This window comes from Micromonospora globbae, assembly GCF_036184225.1.
GTDB lineage: Bacteria > Actinomycetota > Actinomycetes > Mycobacteriales > Micromonosporaceae > Micromonospora > Micromonospora globbae.
The window spans coordinates 713,846-729,210 of record NZ_CP108084.1 but is presented as its reverse complement, the minus strand read 5'-3'; the positions used below and the strand labels follow the sequence as shown (position 1 = coordinate 729,210).

15 protein-coding genes are annotated in these 15,365 nt (G+C 75.3%); 7 read left to right on the top strand and 8 right to left on the bottom strand.

The genetic code is table 11. From position 1 onward, the window contains the following. Window positions 1-113 precede the first annotated feature (113 nt). From OG994_RS03280 to fabG, 4 genes are all read right to left on the bottom strand, one after another. A complete protein-coding gene (locus tag OG994_RS03280; RefSeq protein ID WP_192902300.1) occupies window positions 114-977 on the bottom strand; it encodes an HAD-IIA family hydrolase in 864 nt (287 codons plus the stop codon). Beyond that, the gene (locus tag OG994_RS03275) at window positions 929-1,957 is read right to left on the bottom strand and encodes a ferrochelatase (RefSeq protein ID WP_120331824.1); all 1,029 of its coding nucleotides are present in this window, start codon (window positions 1,955-1,957) and stop codon (window positions 929-931) included. Before OG994_RS03275 ends, OG994_RS03280 begins: the two co-directional genes overlap by 49 nt. Window positions 1,958-2,064: 107 nt before the next feature. Next, window positions 2,065-2,832 (bottom strand): enoyl-ACP reductase FabI, encoded by a 768-nt coding sequence (gene fabI / locus OG994_RS03270; RefSeq protein WP_120331825.1) that lies wholly within the window; start codon window positions 2,830-2,832, stop codon window positions 2,065-2,067. A gap of 35 nt (window positions 2,833-2,867) precedes the next feature. Beyond that, complete coding sequence (gene fabG / locus OG994_RS03265; RefSeq protein WP_120331826.1) at window positions 2,868-3,572, bottom strand: beta-ketoacyl-ACP reductase; 705 nt, start codon at window positions 3,570-3,572, stop codon at window positions 2,868-2,870. Between the two features lie 149 nt (window positions 3,573-3,721). Between fabG and OG994_RS03260 the strand changes: the two genes are divergently transcribed. From OG994_RS03260 to OG994_RS03245, 4 genes are all read left to right on the top strand, one after another. Beyond that, complete coding sequence (locus OG994_RS03260) at window positions 3,722-4,945, top strand: sensor histidine kinase (RefSeq protein WP_328852142.1); 1,224 nt, start codon at window positions 3,722-3,724, stop codon at window positions 4,943-4,945. Beyond that, window positions 4,942-5,604, top strand: a complete 663-nt coding sequence (locus OG994_RS03255; protein ID WP_328852141.1) for a response regulator transcription factor — start codon at window positions 4,942-4,944, stop codon at window positions 5,602-5,604. The genes OG994_RS03260 and OG994_RS03255 overlap by 4 nt, the downstream gene beginning before the upstream one ends. Window positions 5,605-5,699: 95 nt before the next feature. Beyond that, complete coding sequence (locus tag OG994_RS03250) at window positions 5,700-6,638, top strand: alpha/beta hydrolase (protein ID WP_328852140.1); 939 nt, start codon at window positions 5,700-5,702, stop codon at window positions 6,636-6,638. After that, window positions 6,635-7,801, top strand: a complete 1,167-nt coding sequence (locus OG994_RS03245; protein ID WP_328852139.1) for an acyltransferase family protein — start codon at window positions 6,635-6,637, stop codon at window positions 7,799-7,801. The genes OG994_RS03250 and OG994_RS03245 overlap by 4 nt, the downstream gene beginning before the upstream one ends. A 355-nt stretch (window positions 7,802-8,156) precedes the next feature. Here OG994_RS03245 and OG994_RS03240 read toward each other — a convergent pair whose 3' ends face one another. The 3 genes from OG994_RS03240 to OG994_RS03230 are packed head-to-tail and all read right to left on the bottom strand — an operon-like array spanning window position 8,157 to window position 11,184. Then, window positions 8,157-9,107 carry a VWA domain-containing protein gene (locus tag OG994_RS03240; RefSeq protein WP_120331831.1) on the bottom strand — a complete coding sequence of 317 codons (951 nt, stop codon included), beginning with the start codon at window positions 9,105-9,107 and terminating at the stop codon, window positions 8,157-8,159. Continuing rightward, window positions 9,104-10,099 carry a DUF58 domain-containing protein gene (locus OG994_RS03235; RefSeq protein WP_328852138.1) on the bottom strand — a complete coding sequence of 332 codons (996 nt, stop codon included), beginning with the start codon at window positions 10,097-10,099 and terminating at the stop codon, window positions 9,104-9,106. Before OG994_RS03235 ends, OG994_RS03240 begins: the two co-directional genes overlap by 4 nt. Beyond that, complete coding sequence (locus OG994_RS03230) at window positions 10,078-11,184, bottom strand: AAA family ATPase (RefSeq protein WP_120331833.1); 1,107 nt, start codon at window positions 11,182-11,184, stop codon at window positions 10,078-10,080. Before OG994_RS03230 ends, OG994_RS03235 begins: the two co-directional genes overlap by 22 nt. 229 nt (window positions 11,185-11,413) lie before the next feature. Here OG994_RS03230 and OG994_RS03225 point away from each other — a divergent pair, with 229 nt between their 5' ends. The 3 genes from OG994_RS03225 to OG994_RS03215 all read left to right on the top strand — a co-directional run bounded on the left by OG994_RS03225 (window position 11,414) and on the right by OG994_RS03215 (window position 14,136). Further along, complete coding sequence (locus OG994_RS03225) at window positions 11,414-11,644, top strand: hypothetical protein (RefSeq protein WP_120331834.1); 231 nt, start codon at window positions 11,414-11,416, stop codon at window positions 11,642-11,644. Window positions 11,645-11,813: 169 nt separating this feature from the next. After that, complete coding sequence (locus OG994_RS03220; protein WP_328853649.1) at window positions 11,814-12,389, top strand: PH domain-containing protein; 576 nt, start codon at window positions 11,814-11,816, stop codon at window positions 12,387-12,389. Window positions 12,390-12,783: 394 nt separating this feature from the next. Further along, on the top strand, window positions 12,784-14,136 hold the full coding sequence (locus OG994_RS03215; RefSeq protein WP_328853648.1) for a PH domain-containing protein: 1,353 nt from the start codon (window positions 12,784-12,786) through the stop codon (window positions 14,134-14,136). A gap of 119 nt (window positions 14,137-14,255) precedes the next feature. On the opposite strand, the gene OG994_RS03210 is transcribed toward OG994_RS03215, so the two are convergent. Then, window positions 14,256-15,329, bottom strand: a complete 1,074-nt coding sequence (locus OG994_RS03210; protein ID WP_328852137.1) for a phosphatase PAP2 family protein — start codon at window positions 15,327-15,329, stop codon at window positions 14,256-14,258. Window positions 15,330-15,365: the final 36 nt, after the last annotated feature.

The following is a 15,365-nucleotide window of genomic DNA, read 5'->3' as shown; positions in this document are numbered from 1 at the left end:
CCGCGCCCGTCGGGGCCCCGTCCCAGTCGCGGGCCCCGCGCCGCCGGCATCTCAGCGAGCCGCAGAACGGGACGGCACACCCACCGGCACGATCGGCGGGAGCGGAGCGCCGGTCAGATCTCGTCGATCAGGTCGGCCACCGACTCGACGATGCGCGATGGGCGGTACGGGTAGCGCTCGGCCTCGGCACGGGTGCTGATGCCGGTGAGCACGAGGATGGTCTCCAGCCCCGCCTCCAGTCCGCACAGGATGTCGGTGTCCATCCGGTCGCCGATCATGGCGGTGCTCTCGGAGTGCGCGTTGATCGTGTTCAGCGCCGACCGCATCATCATCGGGTTCGGCTTGCCCACGAAGTACGGCTCGATGCCGGTCGCCTTCGAGATCATCGCGGCGACCGAGCCGGCGGCCGGCAGCGCACCCTCGACCGACGGGCCGGTGACGTCCGGGTTGGTGCAGATGAACCGCGCCCCGTCGTTGATGAGGCGGATCGCCTTCGTGATCGCCTCGAAGCTGTACGTGCGGGTCTCCCCCAGCACCACGTAGTCGGGCGCAAAATCGGTCAGCACGTAGCCCACCGCGTGCAGCGCCGTCGTGAGACCGGCCTCCCCGATGACGTACGCGGTGCCGCCCGGCCGCTGGTCGGCGAGGAACTGGGCGGTGGCCAGGGCGGAGGACCAGATCGCCTCCTCCGGCACGTCCAGCCCCATCCGGGCGAGCCGGGCCTGCAGGTCCCGGGGCGTGTAGATCGAGTTGTTGGTGAGCACGAGGAACGGCTTCCCGGAGGCGCGCAGCCTCTTGACGAACTCGGGCGCGCCCGGCACGGGCTGTCCCTCGTGCACCAGCACGCCATCCATGTCGGTGAGCCAGCTCTGCACGGGCTTGCGGTCAAGCATCGGTGCTCCCAGGGCGGTGTCGGGGCGGGTCGGTGTCACGGGCGGCGGGCCGGGACGCAGCACACCGCGGGGCAGGTGTCCCAGAGCGGCAGCTCACCGAGGCGCCGGCGCAGCCGCGCGCCGTCGGGGTCGATCCGCTCGGCGACCAGCTCGCGGACCATCGCCACGAAGCGCGGGTCGGTGCCTGGGGTGCCGGCGCGGACGAAGTCGAGCCCGAGCTGCTTGGCGGTCTGCCGCGCCTCGGTGTCCAGGTCCCAGACCACCTCCAGGTGGTCGGAGACGAACCCGATCGGGCTCACCACCACGCTCGTGGTGCCCGCCTCGGCCAGCGCGGCCAGGTGGTCGTTGACGTCCGGCTCCAGCCAGGGCACCTGCGGCGGGCCGGAGCGGCTCTGCCAGACGAGGTCGTACGGCAGGTCGGGCGCGGCGGCCGCGGCCACCAGCCGGGCCGTCTCGCGCAGTTGCGCCTCGTACCGGCCGCCGTGCGGGCCGGCGTTGGCGGCCATCGAGACGGGCACCGAGTGGGCGGTGAAGACCAGCCGGGTGGTGTCCCGCCGCGCGGGGTCGAGTTGGTCGAGCGCGGACCGTACGGCGTCGGCGTGCGGCTCGACGAACCCGGGGTGGTCCCAGAACTGGCGGAGCTTCTCGATCACCGGGGCGTCCGGGCCGACGGCGGCCCGGGCCGCCGCGATGTCCTCCTGGTACTGGCGGCAGGAGGAGTAGCCGCCGTACGCGCTGGTGACGAAGGCGAGGGCCCGGGTCACCCCGTCGTCGCGCATCTGCGTCACCGTGTCGGCGAGCATCGGGTGCCAGTTCCGGTTGCCCCAGTAGACCGGCAGGTCGAGGCCGTTCGCGGCGAAGTCCGCGCGGATCGCGGCGAGCAGGTCACGGTGCTGCTGGTTGATCGGCGACACGCCGCCGAAGTGCTGGTAGTGCTCGGCGACCTCGGCCAGCCGCTCGGGCGGCACGCCACGGCCCCGGGTGACGTTCTGGAGGAACGGCATCACGTCCTCGGGCCGCTCCGGTCCGCCGAAGCCCAACAGCACCACCGCGTCGTACGCCATGGCTCCATTCTCCCCCGCGGCCCCGGTCACCCTGGCGAGGCCCCTGTCCGGCGGGGGTGAGGGGCCCCTGCTCCAGCGGAAGCGTCGAGGGATCCCCTCCCCACGGCTCAGGCGCCGAGGGCGTGGTAGCCGCCGTCGACGTGCACGACCTCGCCGGTGGTGGCCGGGAACCAGTCGGAGAGCAGCGCCAGGCAGGCCCGGGCCGCCGGCTCCTGGTCGGTGAGGCTCCAGCCCAGCGGGGCCCGCTCGGTCCAGGCGTTCTCGAACTGTTCGAACCCGGGGATCGACTTCGCGGCCATCGTCCGCAGCGGGCCGGCGGAGACGAGGTTGCTGCGGATGCCGCGCTTGCCGAGGTGCAGCGCCAGGTAGCGGGAGGCGGACTCCAGCCCGGCCTTGGCCACGCCCATCCAGTCGTAGACCGGCCACGCCTTCGTGGCGTCGAACGTGAGGCCGACCACGGCCCCGCCCGCGGACATGAGGGGCAGCGCCGCCATGGCCAGCGACTTGTAGGAGTACGTGGAGACGTGGATGGCGGTGGCCACGTCCTCCCACGGCGCGTCGAGGAACCCGCCGCCGAGGCAGCTCTGCGGGGCGAAGCCGATCGAGTGGACCACGCCGTCCAGGCCGTCCACGTGCTCGCGTACCTTGTCGGCGAGCCCGGCGAGGTGCTCGGTGTTGGTCACGTCCAACTCGATCACCGGGGCCGCCTCGGGCAGTCGCTTGGCGATCCGCTCCACCAGGGAGAGGCGCCCGTAGCCGGTCAGCACGACCTGCGCCCCGTTCTCCTGGGCGAGCTTCGCCACCGAGAAGGCGATCGAGGCGTCGGTGATGACGCCGGTGACCAGCAGCCGCTTACCGGCCAGCAGTCCGGACATGCCGGGGTTCCTCCGTCCTTCGAGTGGTGATGCGCTCAGTGGCCCATGCCCAGGCCGCCGTCGACCGGGATGACGGCGCCGGAGATGTAGCCGGCACTGTCCCCGGCCAGCCAGGTGACCACCGCGGCGACCTCCTCCGGGCTGGCCATCCGGCCCGCCGGGATCGACTTGAGGATCTCCGCCTTGCGCTCCTCGGACAGCACGGCGGTCATGTCGGTGTCGATGAAGCCGGGCGCGACCACGTTGGCGGTGATGTTGCGGGTGCCCAGCTCGCGCGTGATCGAGCGGGCGACGCCCACGAGGCCGGCCTTGCTCGCCGCGTAGTTGACCTGGCCGGCGCCGCCGGAGAGGCCGACCACCGAGGAGATGAAGATCATCCGGCCCCACCGGGCGCGGAGCATCTTGGCCGAGGCGCGCTTGGCGCAGCGGAACGCGCCGGTGAGGTTCGTGTCCAGCACCCGGGTGAACTGCTCCTCCGACATGCGCATGAGCAGCGTGTCCTCGGTGATGCCGGCGTTGGCGACCAGCACCTCGACCGGCCCCAGCTCGGCCTCGATCGCCGCGAATCCCGCGTCCACCGACTCGGCGTCGGTCACGTCGCACCGTACGCCGAAGAAGCCCTCGGGTGCCTCGCCGCTGCGGTAGGTCACCGCCACCCGGTCGCCCTGCTTGGCGAAGGCCTGCGCGATGGCCAGGCCGATCCCCCGGTTACCTCCGGTAACCAGCACTGTTCGAGACACCGTGGTTCCTCCAAAGATCGCTGCGGCATGGAGACTAGGCGCTACCGCACGGTAATCACTAACCAGGCCCACGTCATACCGTGGTACGGGCCACCGGATCACCCCGCGGGAGCACGACCTCGACGCCCCGCCGAACTAGTGTGCGGGGGATGGACCGCACACCTGTCCGCGCCGCGCGGGCCGCCCTGCGCCGTGTCGTGGCCGGACCGGACTACCCCGCGGTCGGATCGCCGCTGCGACGCTGGCCGCGCGTGGCCGCCGTGGCCCGGACGGTCGGGCTGCTGGCACTGATCGGGCTGGCCCTCGTCACCGCGCAGTTCCTGCTCGACTCGCGGAAGCTGCCCGTCGCCACCGCCTGGCTGATCGCGCTGCTGACCGTCGCGCCGCTGCCGTTCCTGCTCGCCCGACCGCTGTGGGCCTGGCGGATCATGTTCGTCGGCCAGCTGTTCGGGACGTTCAACCGGCGGCCGACGGAGGACTGGCCGTGGAGCCCCACCCAGGTCCTGGTCATCCTCGTCGTGCTGGTCACCGTGGCCGCGCGGGTCGACCGGGCCGTGCTCGCCTGGGTCGGGTTGTTCAGCCTCCTCCCCGTATGGATCTTCGTGGCGCCGCGGAACCAGGTCGGCATCACCCTGCTGTTCGTGGTGCTGCTCGTCATCGGCGACCTGGTGCGGCGCAACGTGCTCACCCGGCGGGCCCTCGCCGAGCAGGCCGAGCGCAGCGAGCTGGAGCAGGCCCGGCGGGCGGTGCTGGAGGAACGGACGCGGATCGCGCGGGAGCTGCACGACGTGGTCGCCCACCACATGTCGATGATCGCCGTCCAGGCCGAGACCGCCCCGTACCGGCTCGGCGAGGTGCCCGCGCCCGCGCAGGCCGAGTTCGCGGCCATCGCCGGCTCCGCGCGGGCCGCGCTGACCGACATGCGGCGGCTGCTCGGGGTGCTGCGGAGCGAGTCGGACCAGGCCCGGACCACTCCGCAACCCGGTCTCGCGCAACTGCCGGAGCTGGTGGCGGCGGCCCGCCGGGCCGGCATGACCATCGCGCTGGACAGCGACGTGCCGGCCGATCCGCCGGCACCCGTCGGGCTGGCCGCGTACCGGATCGTGCAGGAGGGACTGGCCAACGCGGCCCGGCACGCGGCCGGCGCCGCGGTGCGGGTCACGGTCCGCGTCCAGCGCGGCGACCTGGCCGTACGCGTGGTCAACGACGGCACCGGCGCCTCCCCGGAGGGGCGCGGCGGCGGGCACGGCCTGACCGGCATGCGGGAACGCGCCGTCGCCCTCGGGGGTACGTTCACCGCCGGGCCCACCGACGGCGGCGGTTACGCGGTGGAGGCGCTGCTGCCCTGCGACGGAGAGGACGGAACCACATGATCCGGGTGCTGATCGCCGACGACCAGGCGATGGTGCGCCAGGGCTTCGGCGCGCTGCTGGCCGCCCAGCCGGACCTGCTCGTGGTCGGCGACGCGGCCGACGGCGCGCAGGCGGTCGCCGCGGCCCGCCAGCTCGACCCGGACGTGGTGCTCATGGACGTCCGGATGCCGGTGCTCGACGGGCTCGCGGCCACCCGCAAGCTGCTCGGCGACCGGCCCTCGGCGAGGCCCCGGGTCCTCATCCTCACCACCTTCGACCTGGACGACTACGTCTACGAGGCGCTACGCGCCGGGGCGAGCGGCTTCCTCCTCAAGGACGCCCCCGCCGCCGACCTGGTGCACGCCGTACGGGTGGTGGCGGCCGGGGACGCCCTGCTCGCCCCCGCCGTGACGCGCCGGCTCATCGCCGAGTTCGCGGCCCGTCCGGAGCGGCACCGGCCCCGCCCCACCGAACTGGCCGCGCTCACCCCGCGGGAGACCGACGTGCTGCGGCTGATCGCGCGGGGCCGGTCCAACCAGGAGATCGCGGCCGACCTGGTGGTCGCGGAGCAGACGGTGAAGACCCACGTCAGCCGGATCCTCGCGAAGCTGCACCTGCGGGACCGGGCGCAGGCCGTGGTGCTGGCGTACGAGACGGGGCTCGTAGCCGCCGGCGAGTAGCACCGGCGTAGCGGGCACGGATCGCTCCCCGGCGTGACGCCCGCGGCCCGGCTCCGGGCGCACTCTCTCCACCTTCGACCTGGAGGGAGATCGCGATGCGCTGGAGCCCACCCACCCGTACGGCGCTGGCCGTCCTGCTCGGTGCGGGCCTCGTCCTGCCCGGCCGGCCGGAGCCGGTGGCGGCGGCCGCCTACGTCGACGCGTACCCGCTCACGGCGGCCGCGATGCGGGCGGCCGGCCCGCCGTACGCGGACTGGGCCGCGCGGGGGCGGCGGTTCCTGCTGTTCGACACGCACGGCGACGGCCGTGCCGTCGAGGTCCTCGGCGACCTGGCCACGGCGGACCGGATCGTGGTGCTGGTGCCCGGGGTCGGCGCCACGCTGCGTGACTTCGACCGGGGCCTGGGCGGGGTCGCCCGCCGCGCGCCGGCGGTGCAGGCCCGCGCCCTGTACCAGGCGGCGCGCACGGTCGACCCGGGGGCGCGGGTGGCGGTGCTCGCCTGGCTCGGGTACGACCCGCCGGACGGTGTGCTCGCCGCCGCGGGTCCGGCCGACGCCCACCGGGGCGCCGCCGCCCTGCGCGGGACGCTGCGCCTCCTGGCGGGGCACCGCCCGTCGGCCCGCATGACCCTCGTCGGGCACAGCTACGGCGCGCTCGTGGCCGGCCTGGCGGCGGTGGACGCGCCGGCCCAGGTGACCGACGTGGTGACCCTCGGCGGGGTCGGGGCGGGCGTGGACCGGGCCGCCGGGCTGGGCGCCGGCCGCCGGGTGTGGGCGGCGGAGGCGCCGGACGACTGGATCCGCCGCGTGCCGCCGGTCCGGCTGCCCGGCCTCGGGCACGGCCGGCGCCCCGCCGACCCGGACTTCGGCGCCCGGGCCCTGCCCGTGACGGGTGCGCGCGGACACGACGGCTACCTCGTGCCGGGCAGTGCCACGCTGGCCGCCGTGGCGTCGGTCGCGCTCACCGGGGCGGTCGAAACCCCGCTGACCGGGGCCGCCGGCGCGGTCCTCGCCGCTGCGGGGGTGGCCCGGTGAGGCGCGACCCGGCGATCGACGCGCTGCGCGGGTACGCGGTCGCCGGCGTGGTGCTCGGGCACTGGCTGGTGACCGGGCTCGTGCTCACCTCCGACGGGGCGCTCGCGCAGGCCAGCCCGCTCGCCGCGATGCCCGCCCTGGCCCCGGCCACCTGGCTGTTGCAGACCCTCGGCCTGTTCTTCTTCACGGCCGGGTACGCCTCGGCCCGCTCGGCCGCCCGGCACCGGGGCGGTCCGGGCCGTTGGCTCGCCCACCGGCTGCGCCGACTGGTGCTGCCGACCGTCGCGCTGCTCGGCACCGGGGCCACGCTGCTGCTGGCCGCGACCGTGGCCGGCGCACCGGACGACACCCTCGCGGTCGCGCTGGACCTGGCGGCGAGTCCACTGTGGTTCCTGCTGCCGCTCGGCGCGCTGATCGCGTCGACCGGGCCGCTGCGCGCCGCCGTACGCCGGTGGGGCCCGTGGTGGTGCGCGGCGCCGGCGGTCGCCGCGGTGGCCGTGGCGGACGTGGCCGGCGGCCCGCTGCCGGTCAGCCTGCTCGCCGCGTGGTCGGTGCCCTACCTGCTCGGGTTGGCGCACGCCGACGGCCGGCTGTGCGGACGCCGCCCGGCGGCGACGCTCGCCGCCGGTGGCGCGGTGGCGCTCGCCGCGCTGGTCGTCGCCGGGTATCCGGCCAGTGCCGTGGGTGTGCCCGGTGCCGCCATGTCGAACCTGAACCCGCCGTCGCTCGTCGCGGTCGCCCTGGCGGCCACCCAGATCGGGGTGGGGCTGCTCGCCCGCCCGGCGCTGCTGCGGCTGACCCGGCGGCCGGTTCCGGCCCGGGTGGTGGGCGCGGTGAACCGGCACGCGATGCGGATCTACCTGTGGCACCAGCCGGTGCTCGTCGGGGTCACCGCGCTCGCGGCGCGCGTCGCGGGGCCGCTGCCCGGCCTGCACACCGCGCCGGACGGCCCGGCGTGGCTGGCGGCGCGCGTCTGCTGGCTGCCCCTGCTGCTCCTGTTGCTGGCGGCGCTGGTCACGCGCCGGACGGTGCCCGCCGGGATGGACGGGAGCGTCCGGGTGTACGATGTTGCGCGTTCCGAGCCCCGCCGACCGCAGGAGGTGATCGCTGTGCGAGATAGCGATCCTTCCAGTCGTGGCCGGGCCGATCGTCAGCCCCGCTGAGCCACGGCTGCAGCAGGTGAGCTGACCCCGCTCCGCTCCCCCACGATTCACACCCCCGGCAGTCCGTCGGGGATCGTGTCGCGCGCCGCCCCGGTCGGGGCGGTCGGGGAGCCGCCCGGTCGCGATTTCGTGTGTGCGTCCTGACCCACCCGACGGCCCCGCGCTGCCCGCGGGCCGTCCAGTCGCCACCCGGAGCCGTCCATGAGCCGTTACCTCGCCCCGCTGGGGTTCACCCTCGCCACCATCTGGGTCGCCGTTCTCTTCGTCCTGGCCGGTCACTGACCGGCCGGCGACCCGCCGCGCTCGCGGCCGGCCGGGGCGTCCGCCGCCGGCCGGCCGCGAGGGCGGCCGGACGTCACAGCATCCGCGACGACCAGAGCAGGCTGAGCGCGCCGGCGCAGAGCGCGAGCAGCAGCGCGACACCCGCGTACCACTGGGTGATCTCGCGCGGTTGCGTGCGGTACCCGATCGAGCTGCCCATGTCCTGGTAGACCTGCTTCAGCTCGTTCACCGACGCCGCCTCGTAGAAGTAGCCCTCGGTCGTCTCGGCCAGCTCCGCCAGGGCCAGCCGGTCCACCGGCACCCGTTGCAGCTGCCCGCCGATGTCCACCTGCCCGGCGTCCGTGCCGAACGCGATGGTCGAGACCGGCACGTTGGCCGCCTGCGCGGCGGCGGCCGCCTCCTCCACCGATCGCCCCGCCGTCCGGTAGCCGTCCGACAGCAGCACGATCCGGGCCGGCGGGATCTCGGCCGCGCCGTCGGCGGGCACCGACCGGATGGCCTCCAGGCAGGTGAAGACCGCCTCGCCGGTGGCCGTGGCCTCGGCCAGCACCAGCCCGTCGATGGCGCTGGTCACCGCCGACCGGTCCTTGCCCGGCGGCACCAGCACGTTCGCCGACTTGGCGAACGACACCAGCCCGAGGTTGTAGGTCTCGGGCAGCTCGTCGACGAACTGCTTGGCCGCCTCCTGGGCGGCCTCCAGCCGGTTTGGCGCCACGTCGTCGGCCTGCATGGACAGGGACACGTCGATGGCGAGCATGATCGTGGCCCGTTCCAGCGGCTCCTTGGTGTCCACGGCCGGCCGGGCGAGCGCCGTGGAGAGCACGAGCAGGCACAGCAGGAACGCGGTCGCCGGCACGTGCCGGCGCCAGCCGAGCCCCTTCGGCGCGAGGGTGCGCAGCAGCTCCACGTTGGTGAACCGCATCGCGTACGCCCGGCGGTGCAGCTGTCGCCACACGTAGAAGGCGGCGAGGGCGAGCACCGGCAGCACGGCCAGCAGCCACCACGGTTGCAGAAAACGGATCATCGTGTCGTCCCCCGGGTGCGGGTGTGCCGCTGCGCGGCCACGAAGCGCACCATGTCCAGCAGCCAGTCTCGGTCGGTACGCAGGCGCAGGTGGGCGGCGCCGGCGCCGCGCAGCGCGGCGGAGATCTCCGCGCGCTGGGCGGCGGCCGCCTCGGCGTAACGGCGGCGCAGCCGCGGGTCGGCCGTCTGCACCTCGTGCAGCTCACCGGACTCCGGGTCGACGACCGGCAGCACACCCACGTCGGGCAGTTCCAGCTCGCGCGGGTCGACCACCTCGACGGCGAGCACGTCGTGGCGTACCCGCAGCTTGCGCAACGGCCGGGCCCACTGCGCGGGCGGGGCGAGGAAGTCGGAGATCACGACCGCGACGCCGCGCCGCCGGGGCGGCCGGTTCAGCATCTCGACCAGCGCCCCCAGGTCACCCCGGCCCGGACGCAGCTCCGTGCCGGCGATGGCGCGGAGCAGCCCCTGGGCCTCCCGCCGTCCGGACCGGGCGGGCAGCCGGGTCAGGACCCCGGGGCCGGCGGCCGGCGGCGCGCCGCGGCGGCGGCCGGCCGGTGGGACGCCCCCACCCGTGCCGATGACCGCGCCGACGCGGTTGCCGCCGCGCACCGTGAGGTGGGTGATGGCGGCCGCTGCGGCCACCACGACGTCCCGCTTGAGCCAGCGGCCGGTGCCGAAGTCGAGACTCGCCGAGAGGTCCACGGCCAGCCAGGTCTCCAGTTCGCGGTCGGCGATCGTCCGCCGGACGTGCGGGGTGGTGGTCCGGGCCGTCACGGGCCAGTCCATCCGGCGTACGTCGTCGCCGGGGCGGTACTCGCGCGACTCCCCCGCCTCGCTGCCGGGGCCGGGGAGCAGCCCCACGTAGTCGCCCTGGAGCAGGCCGTCCAGCTTCCGGGTGACGAGCAGCTGGAGGCGGGACAGGACGGCGTCGGAGCGGTCGGCGGGTGCGGGGCGAGGGGTGGCTGAGGTCACGGGAGCTGCCCGGGCCACCCGGCGCCCGGCGGCGGGGCCACCGGCGGTGGTGTCGCCTGCTGCCGGGGCGCGACCGACGGCAGCGGGATGGTCGACATCACCCGGTGCACGACGTGGTCGGCCGGCACGTCGTCGGCGAGCGCGTCGTAGCTGAGCACCAGCCGGTGCCGCAGGATGTCCGGGGCGATGTCCTGCACGTCCTGGGGCAGCGCGTAGTCGCGGCCCCGCAGCAGCGCCAGCGCCCGGGTGGCCCGGACCAGGCCGAGCGACGCGCGGGGGCTGGCGCCGTACTGGATCAGCTGCGCGACGTCCGGCATGCCGTGCTCGGCCGGGGCGCGGGTGGCGAGCACCAGCCGGACCGCGTAGTCGACGAGGGCGTTGTGCACGAACACCTGGTCCGCCTTGCGTTGCAGGGCGACCAGGTCGGCCGTGGAGAACACCGGCGACGGCTCGGGCGCCGCCACACCCATCCGGTAGACGATCTCGCGTTCCTCGGCGTCGGTGGGGTAGCCGACGACGATCTTCATGAGGAAGCGGTCCCGCTGCGCCTCCGGCAGCGGGTAGACGCCCTCCTGCTCGATCGGGTTCTGCGTGGCCATCACGAGGAACGGGTCCGGCACCCGGTGGGTCTCGCCGCCGATCGAGACCTGCCGCTCGCTCATCACCTCGAGCAGCGCCGACTGCACCTTGGCCGGTGCGCGGTTGATCTCGTCGGCCAGGAGGAAGTTGACGAAGACCGGGCCGAGCTCGACGTCGAACTTCTCGCTGGACTGCCGGTAGATGCGGGTGCCCATGATGTCGGCGGGCACCAGGTCCGGCGTGAACTGCACGCGGGCGAAGCTGCCGCCGACCACCTTGGCCAGGGTCTCCACCGCCAGGGTCTTGGCCACCCCCGGTACGCCCTCGAGCAGACAGTGGCCGCGCGCGAGGAGCGCGACGACCATCCGCTCCACCATCCGGTCCTGCCCGACGATCACCCGCTTGATCTCGAACAGCGCCCGTTCCAGGAGGGTCGCGTCCTCGGCCGGCGTGGTCACCGGCGCGGGCGTCTGCGGGGCGGCGCCGTTCGGCGTCGGGGCGTCGGGCGTGGTCGGCTGGGCCACCGGTCCTCCACAGCATGATCGGTTGTCGCGGCGTGGTGCGTATCAAGACTCGCATGCCCGGCTGAGTACCGAGGTGGGGAGAAGCCGATTTTCGCCACGCCGTCCGCACCGACCGAATCGCCAGACGCGGGGTGGACAGGAACGGCCCCGGCGTGTGTACGATTCACCCGTCGCCGGGCGGCTCCCCCCGTGGCCGCCCGGCGCTCACACTCTCCCTAGACTTGCCGGGATGAGCACGCCCTCCCCCGCCGACGAGCCGCTGATCTGCTCGGCCAAGGGATGCCGGGCACCGGCGGTCTGGGCGCTGCGGTGGAACAATCCCCGGCTGCACGACCCCGACCGGCGCAAGACCTGGCTGGCGTGCGACGTCCACCGCGAGACGCTCGGCGACTTTCTCGACGCCCGCGGGTTCCTGCGTGCGGTCGCACCGCTGTCCGGATCACCTACGCTCGAAGCGTGAGCGCGCGAAACGGAACGCCCCGGTGAGCCCCGCGGAGTCCCCCCGGCCGCCGTCCGCCGCCGGGCAACCGTCGCCGCCGGCCACCGAACAGACCGCCCCGCCGACCGGCCCGCCGCTGGTGTCCGGGCCTCCGGGAGCGACGCCCGGGCCGTTCGAGGGCCGACCGGGGGTGCCGGCCGGCCCCCAACCGGCCGGGCCCCCACCGGCCGGGCCCCCACCGGCCGGGTCACCGCCGCAGGCGGGCCCGCCGCCGCAGGCCGGGCCGCTGGAGCCCTGGCCGCAGACCGTCCGTTGGCAACCGATCTCCCGGGACCTCATCTGGGTGGAGCTGCTGCGACTCGGCGCGGTGCTGATGGTCGTCGTCCTCGGGGTGGCGATCGGCTGGGCGCTCAGCGGGCACTGGCTGTTCGGGCTGGGCCTCGCCGTCGTCCTCCTGGCCGGTGCCGTGCGTGCCGTCTCGATCGTCCGCGCCGTGCGCGCCTGGGGATACGCCGAGCGCGAGGACGACCTGCTGGTCCGCCACGGGCTGCTGGTCCGGCGGCTGTCCATCGTCCCGTACGCCCGGATGCAGTTCGTCGACGTGAGCGCCGGGCCGCTGGAGCGCGCGTTCGACCTCGCGACCGTCCAGTTGCACACCGCCGCGGCGGCCAGCGACGCCCGGGTGCCGGGTCTGCGCCCGGCCGAGGCGTCCCGGCTGCGCGACCGGCTCACCGCGCTCGGCGAGGATCGGGCGGAGGGCCTGTGACCGGCCGGTCCCCGGCGACCGCGGAGCCGGCCCGATGACCGACGGCCCCCCGGCCGAGCCGGGTACCCGCCCGCCGGTGCCGCCGGCCGGGCCACCGCCTGGCGACACGCCCGCGCCGCCACCGCAGACGGGCGCCCCGCAGCCCGTGCCGCATCCACCCGCCGCGGGGCCCGGTCCCTACCCGCCCGCACCGTACGGCCCCGGGCCGCAGGCACCCGGCCCCGGGCCGTACGCTCCCGGGTCCTACCCGCCGCCCGGACCGTACGCCCCCGGGCCCTATCCGCCCGGCCCGCCGGGGGCCTACGCTCCGCCCGGGCCGCACGCTCCCGGGGCCCATCCGCCCGGGCCGTACCCTCCCGGGCCCTACCCGCCCGGGCCGTACGGTCCACCGGGCCTGCCGCCACCGGGCGAAACGGGCGAGCCCCGGCAGCGGCTGCACCCGCTCAGCCCGGCGCTGCACGGCGCCAAGTCGCTGGTCGTGGTGATCGCCGGCCTGTCCTGGTCGACGCTGTCCCGGGTCGGCTTCGGCTGGTTCGCCGCCATGGTGGTCGTGCTGGCCCTCGGCGCGACCGTCCTCTCGATCGTCAGCTGGTACAACACCGGCTACCACGTGGTCGGGCGCGAACTGCGGGTCTACGAGGGGCTGCTCTGGCGCCGGACCCGGGCCATCCCGCTGGAGCGGTTGCAGGCCGTCGAGGTGGTCCGCCCCCTGCTCGCCCAGCTCACCGGTCTGGCCGAGCTGCGCCTTGAGGTGGTCGGCGGGGGCAAGACGGAGGCGCCGCTGGCGTACCTCAGCGTGGCCGACGCGGTCGCGCTGCGGGAGCGGCTGCTGGCGCTCGCCGGCCGGGCCGCGCAGCCGGTGGCCCCGCAGGCGCCCGCCGCGGGGCCGGCACCGGTCCCGGCCGGGCTGCCACCGACGGCCACGGCGCTGCCGCCCGGCCGGCCGCTGCACGCGGTCCGCAACGAGGACCTGCTCGTCAGCCAACTGCTCACGCCGCAGGCGTTCCTGCTGCCGTTCGGCGTCGCCTTCGTGGTGGCGCAGTTCCTCTCCGAGGGGTCCTGGTCGTTCATCGCGGTGGCCAGCACCCTCACCGCCATGGCGGGCGTGGTGCTGCAACCCGTGCGGCGGGTGCTCGACGACTGGAACTTCCGGCTGGCCCGCGACGGCGGCACGCTGCGCGTCCGCAACGGCCTGCTGGAGACCCGGGCGCAGACGGTCCCGCTGCACCGGGTGCAGACCGTACGGGCCACCTGGCCGCTGCTGTGGCGGATGAAGGGCTGGCTGCGGCTGCGACTGGAGGTGGCCGGCTACTCGGTCGGCGAGGGCGACGAGCGCAACCGCCCGGACCGGCTGCTGCCGGTCGGCGACCTGCCCACCGCCGAGCGGATCGTGGCCGAGGTGCTGCCCGAGGTGCCGCTGAGCGGGGTGGGGCTCACCCCACCGCCGTCCCGGGCACGCTGGCTGCACCCCCTCGGGCGGAACGCGCTCGGCGCGGGCCTGCACGAACGGGTCGTGGCGGTCCGCTCCGGGCTGCTCACCCGGCAGCTCACCCTCGTGCCGTACGCCCGGATCCAGAGCGTGCGGGTGGTGCAGGGTCCGCTCCAGCGGCGGCTCGGGTTGGCCACCGTGCACGTGGACACGGCCGGCGGGGCGGGCGCGGCCGCCGAGTCGCGCGACCTCGGCGAGGCGTGGTGGCTGGCCGCCGAACTGATCGCGCGGACGCACGCCGCCCGCCGGGTCGGCTGAGCGCGGACGCACGCCGCCCACCGGGTCGGCTGAGCGCGGACGCGCGCCGCCCGCCGGGCCGGACGGAGCGGTGGCGCGCCGGCAGCGGGTCTCGGCGACGTCGACCGACGACAGCCGGATCAGCCGGTGGCGCGTACCGCCGTCGCGTCCCCGGCCGGCTCGGGCGTGGGCTGGTCGACGGGCTCGTCGGTTGCCGGCAGCGGCCGACCGGCCGCCGAGGGGGGTTCGTCCGCCGGCGCCCGGCGGGCCCGGTGGGCCGCCCACCACCGTTCGGCGAGGCCGACCACCAGGAAGGTCACGCCGACGTACGCCCAGCCGACCAGCACGTCGATCACGTAGTGCTCGCCGGAGTAGACGAGGGTGAAGGTCATCGCCAGGGGGTAGGCCAGCAGCAGCGGCCACCACCGGCGCCGGGTGGCCCGCAGGAAGAACAGCACCACGAAGAGGGCCCACGCGGTGTGCAGCGACGGCATGGCGGCGACCGGGTTCGAGGCGATCTGCCCGGCGTTGAGCAGGTTGCCCGCGCCGTGCATGCCGAACTCCTTCCACCCCCGCGTGGAGATCCGGGCCACCTCCTCGATGAGCCCGTTCTGGGCGGCCCACCAGGGCGGGGCGGCCGGGTAGAGGAAGTAGGTGGCCAGGCCGGCGGCGCAGAGGAAGCCCCACCGCCGCATGTACGCGCCCCAGCGCGCCCGGTTGCGCAGCCAGAGCACGGCGGCGGCGGCGAACGTGACGACGAAGTGCGAGAAGTAGACCCAGCTGACGAGCACGTCCCACCACTGCACCTCGGGCCGGTAGAGGTGCTGCTGCAACCACACGGTGGGCACCTGCCCGCCGGTCGCCCACCCGAGCATGAACCGGTCGGCGGCCACCAGCTCGTACGCGTGCGGGGTCGCGCCGTTGTCGGCGAAGCCCCGCGAGAGGTTGTACGCGGCGAAGAAGAGCACCACCGGCAGCCAGTCCCGGCCGAAACGCAGGTGGCTGCGCCAGGGCCGGGACGAGTTCCAGGCGATGGTGGCCGTCCAGATCCAGATGAACGCGTACACCGGGTCGGTCGGCAGCCCGATGACGAGCCAACCGGCCACGAACGCGATCCCCCAGATCGTCATCGCGGCCAGGCGGCGGCGACCGCCGTCCGGAGGTGCCGGCGGGTCGGTCCGGGCGGGGGGCTGGGGGTCAGTCACGACGGCCATCGCGGTCAAGGTTAACGGCGGCCCGGACATCGACCG

What these genes read in the sequence shown, in the direction of transcription:
- OG994_RS03255 (WP_328852141.1), top strand. Translation starts at nt 4,942, where the DNA reads ATGATCCGGGTGCTGATCGCCGACGACCAGGCGATGGTGCGCCAGGGC.
- OG994_RS03275 (WP_120331824.1), bottom strand. Translation starts at nt 1,957, where the DNA reads ATGGCGTACGACGCGGTGGTGCTGTTGGGCTTCGGCGGACCGGAGCGG.
- OG994_RS03260 (WP_328852142.1), top strand. Translation starts at nt 3,722, where the DNA reads ATGGACCGCACACCTGTCCGCGCCGCGCGGGCCGCCCTGCGCCGTGTC.
- OG994_RS03250 (WP_328852140.1), top strand. Translation starts at nt 5,700, where the DNA reads ATGCGCTGGAGCCCACCCACCCGTACGGCGCTGGCCGTCCTGCTCGGT.
- OG994_RS03240 (WP_120331831.1), bottom strand. Translation starts at nt 9,107, where the DNA reads ATGATCCGTTTTCTGCAACCGTGGTGGCTGCTGGCCGTGCTGCCGGTG.
- fabI (WP_120331825.1), bottom strand. Translation starts at nt 2,832, where the DNA reads ATGTCCGGACTGCTGGCCGGTAAGCGGCTGCTGGTCACCGGCGTCATC.
- OG994_RS03225 (WP_120331834.1), top strand. Translation starts at nt 11,414, where the DNA reads ATGAGCACGCCCTCCCCCGCCGACGAGCCGCTGATCTGCTCGGCCAAG.
- OG994_RS03210 (WP_328852137.1), bottom strand. Translation starts at nt 15,329, where the DNA reads ATGGCCGTCGTGACTGACCCCCAGCCCCCCGCCCGGACCGACCCGCCG.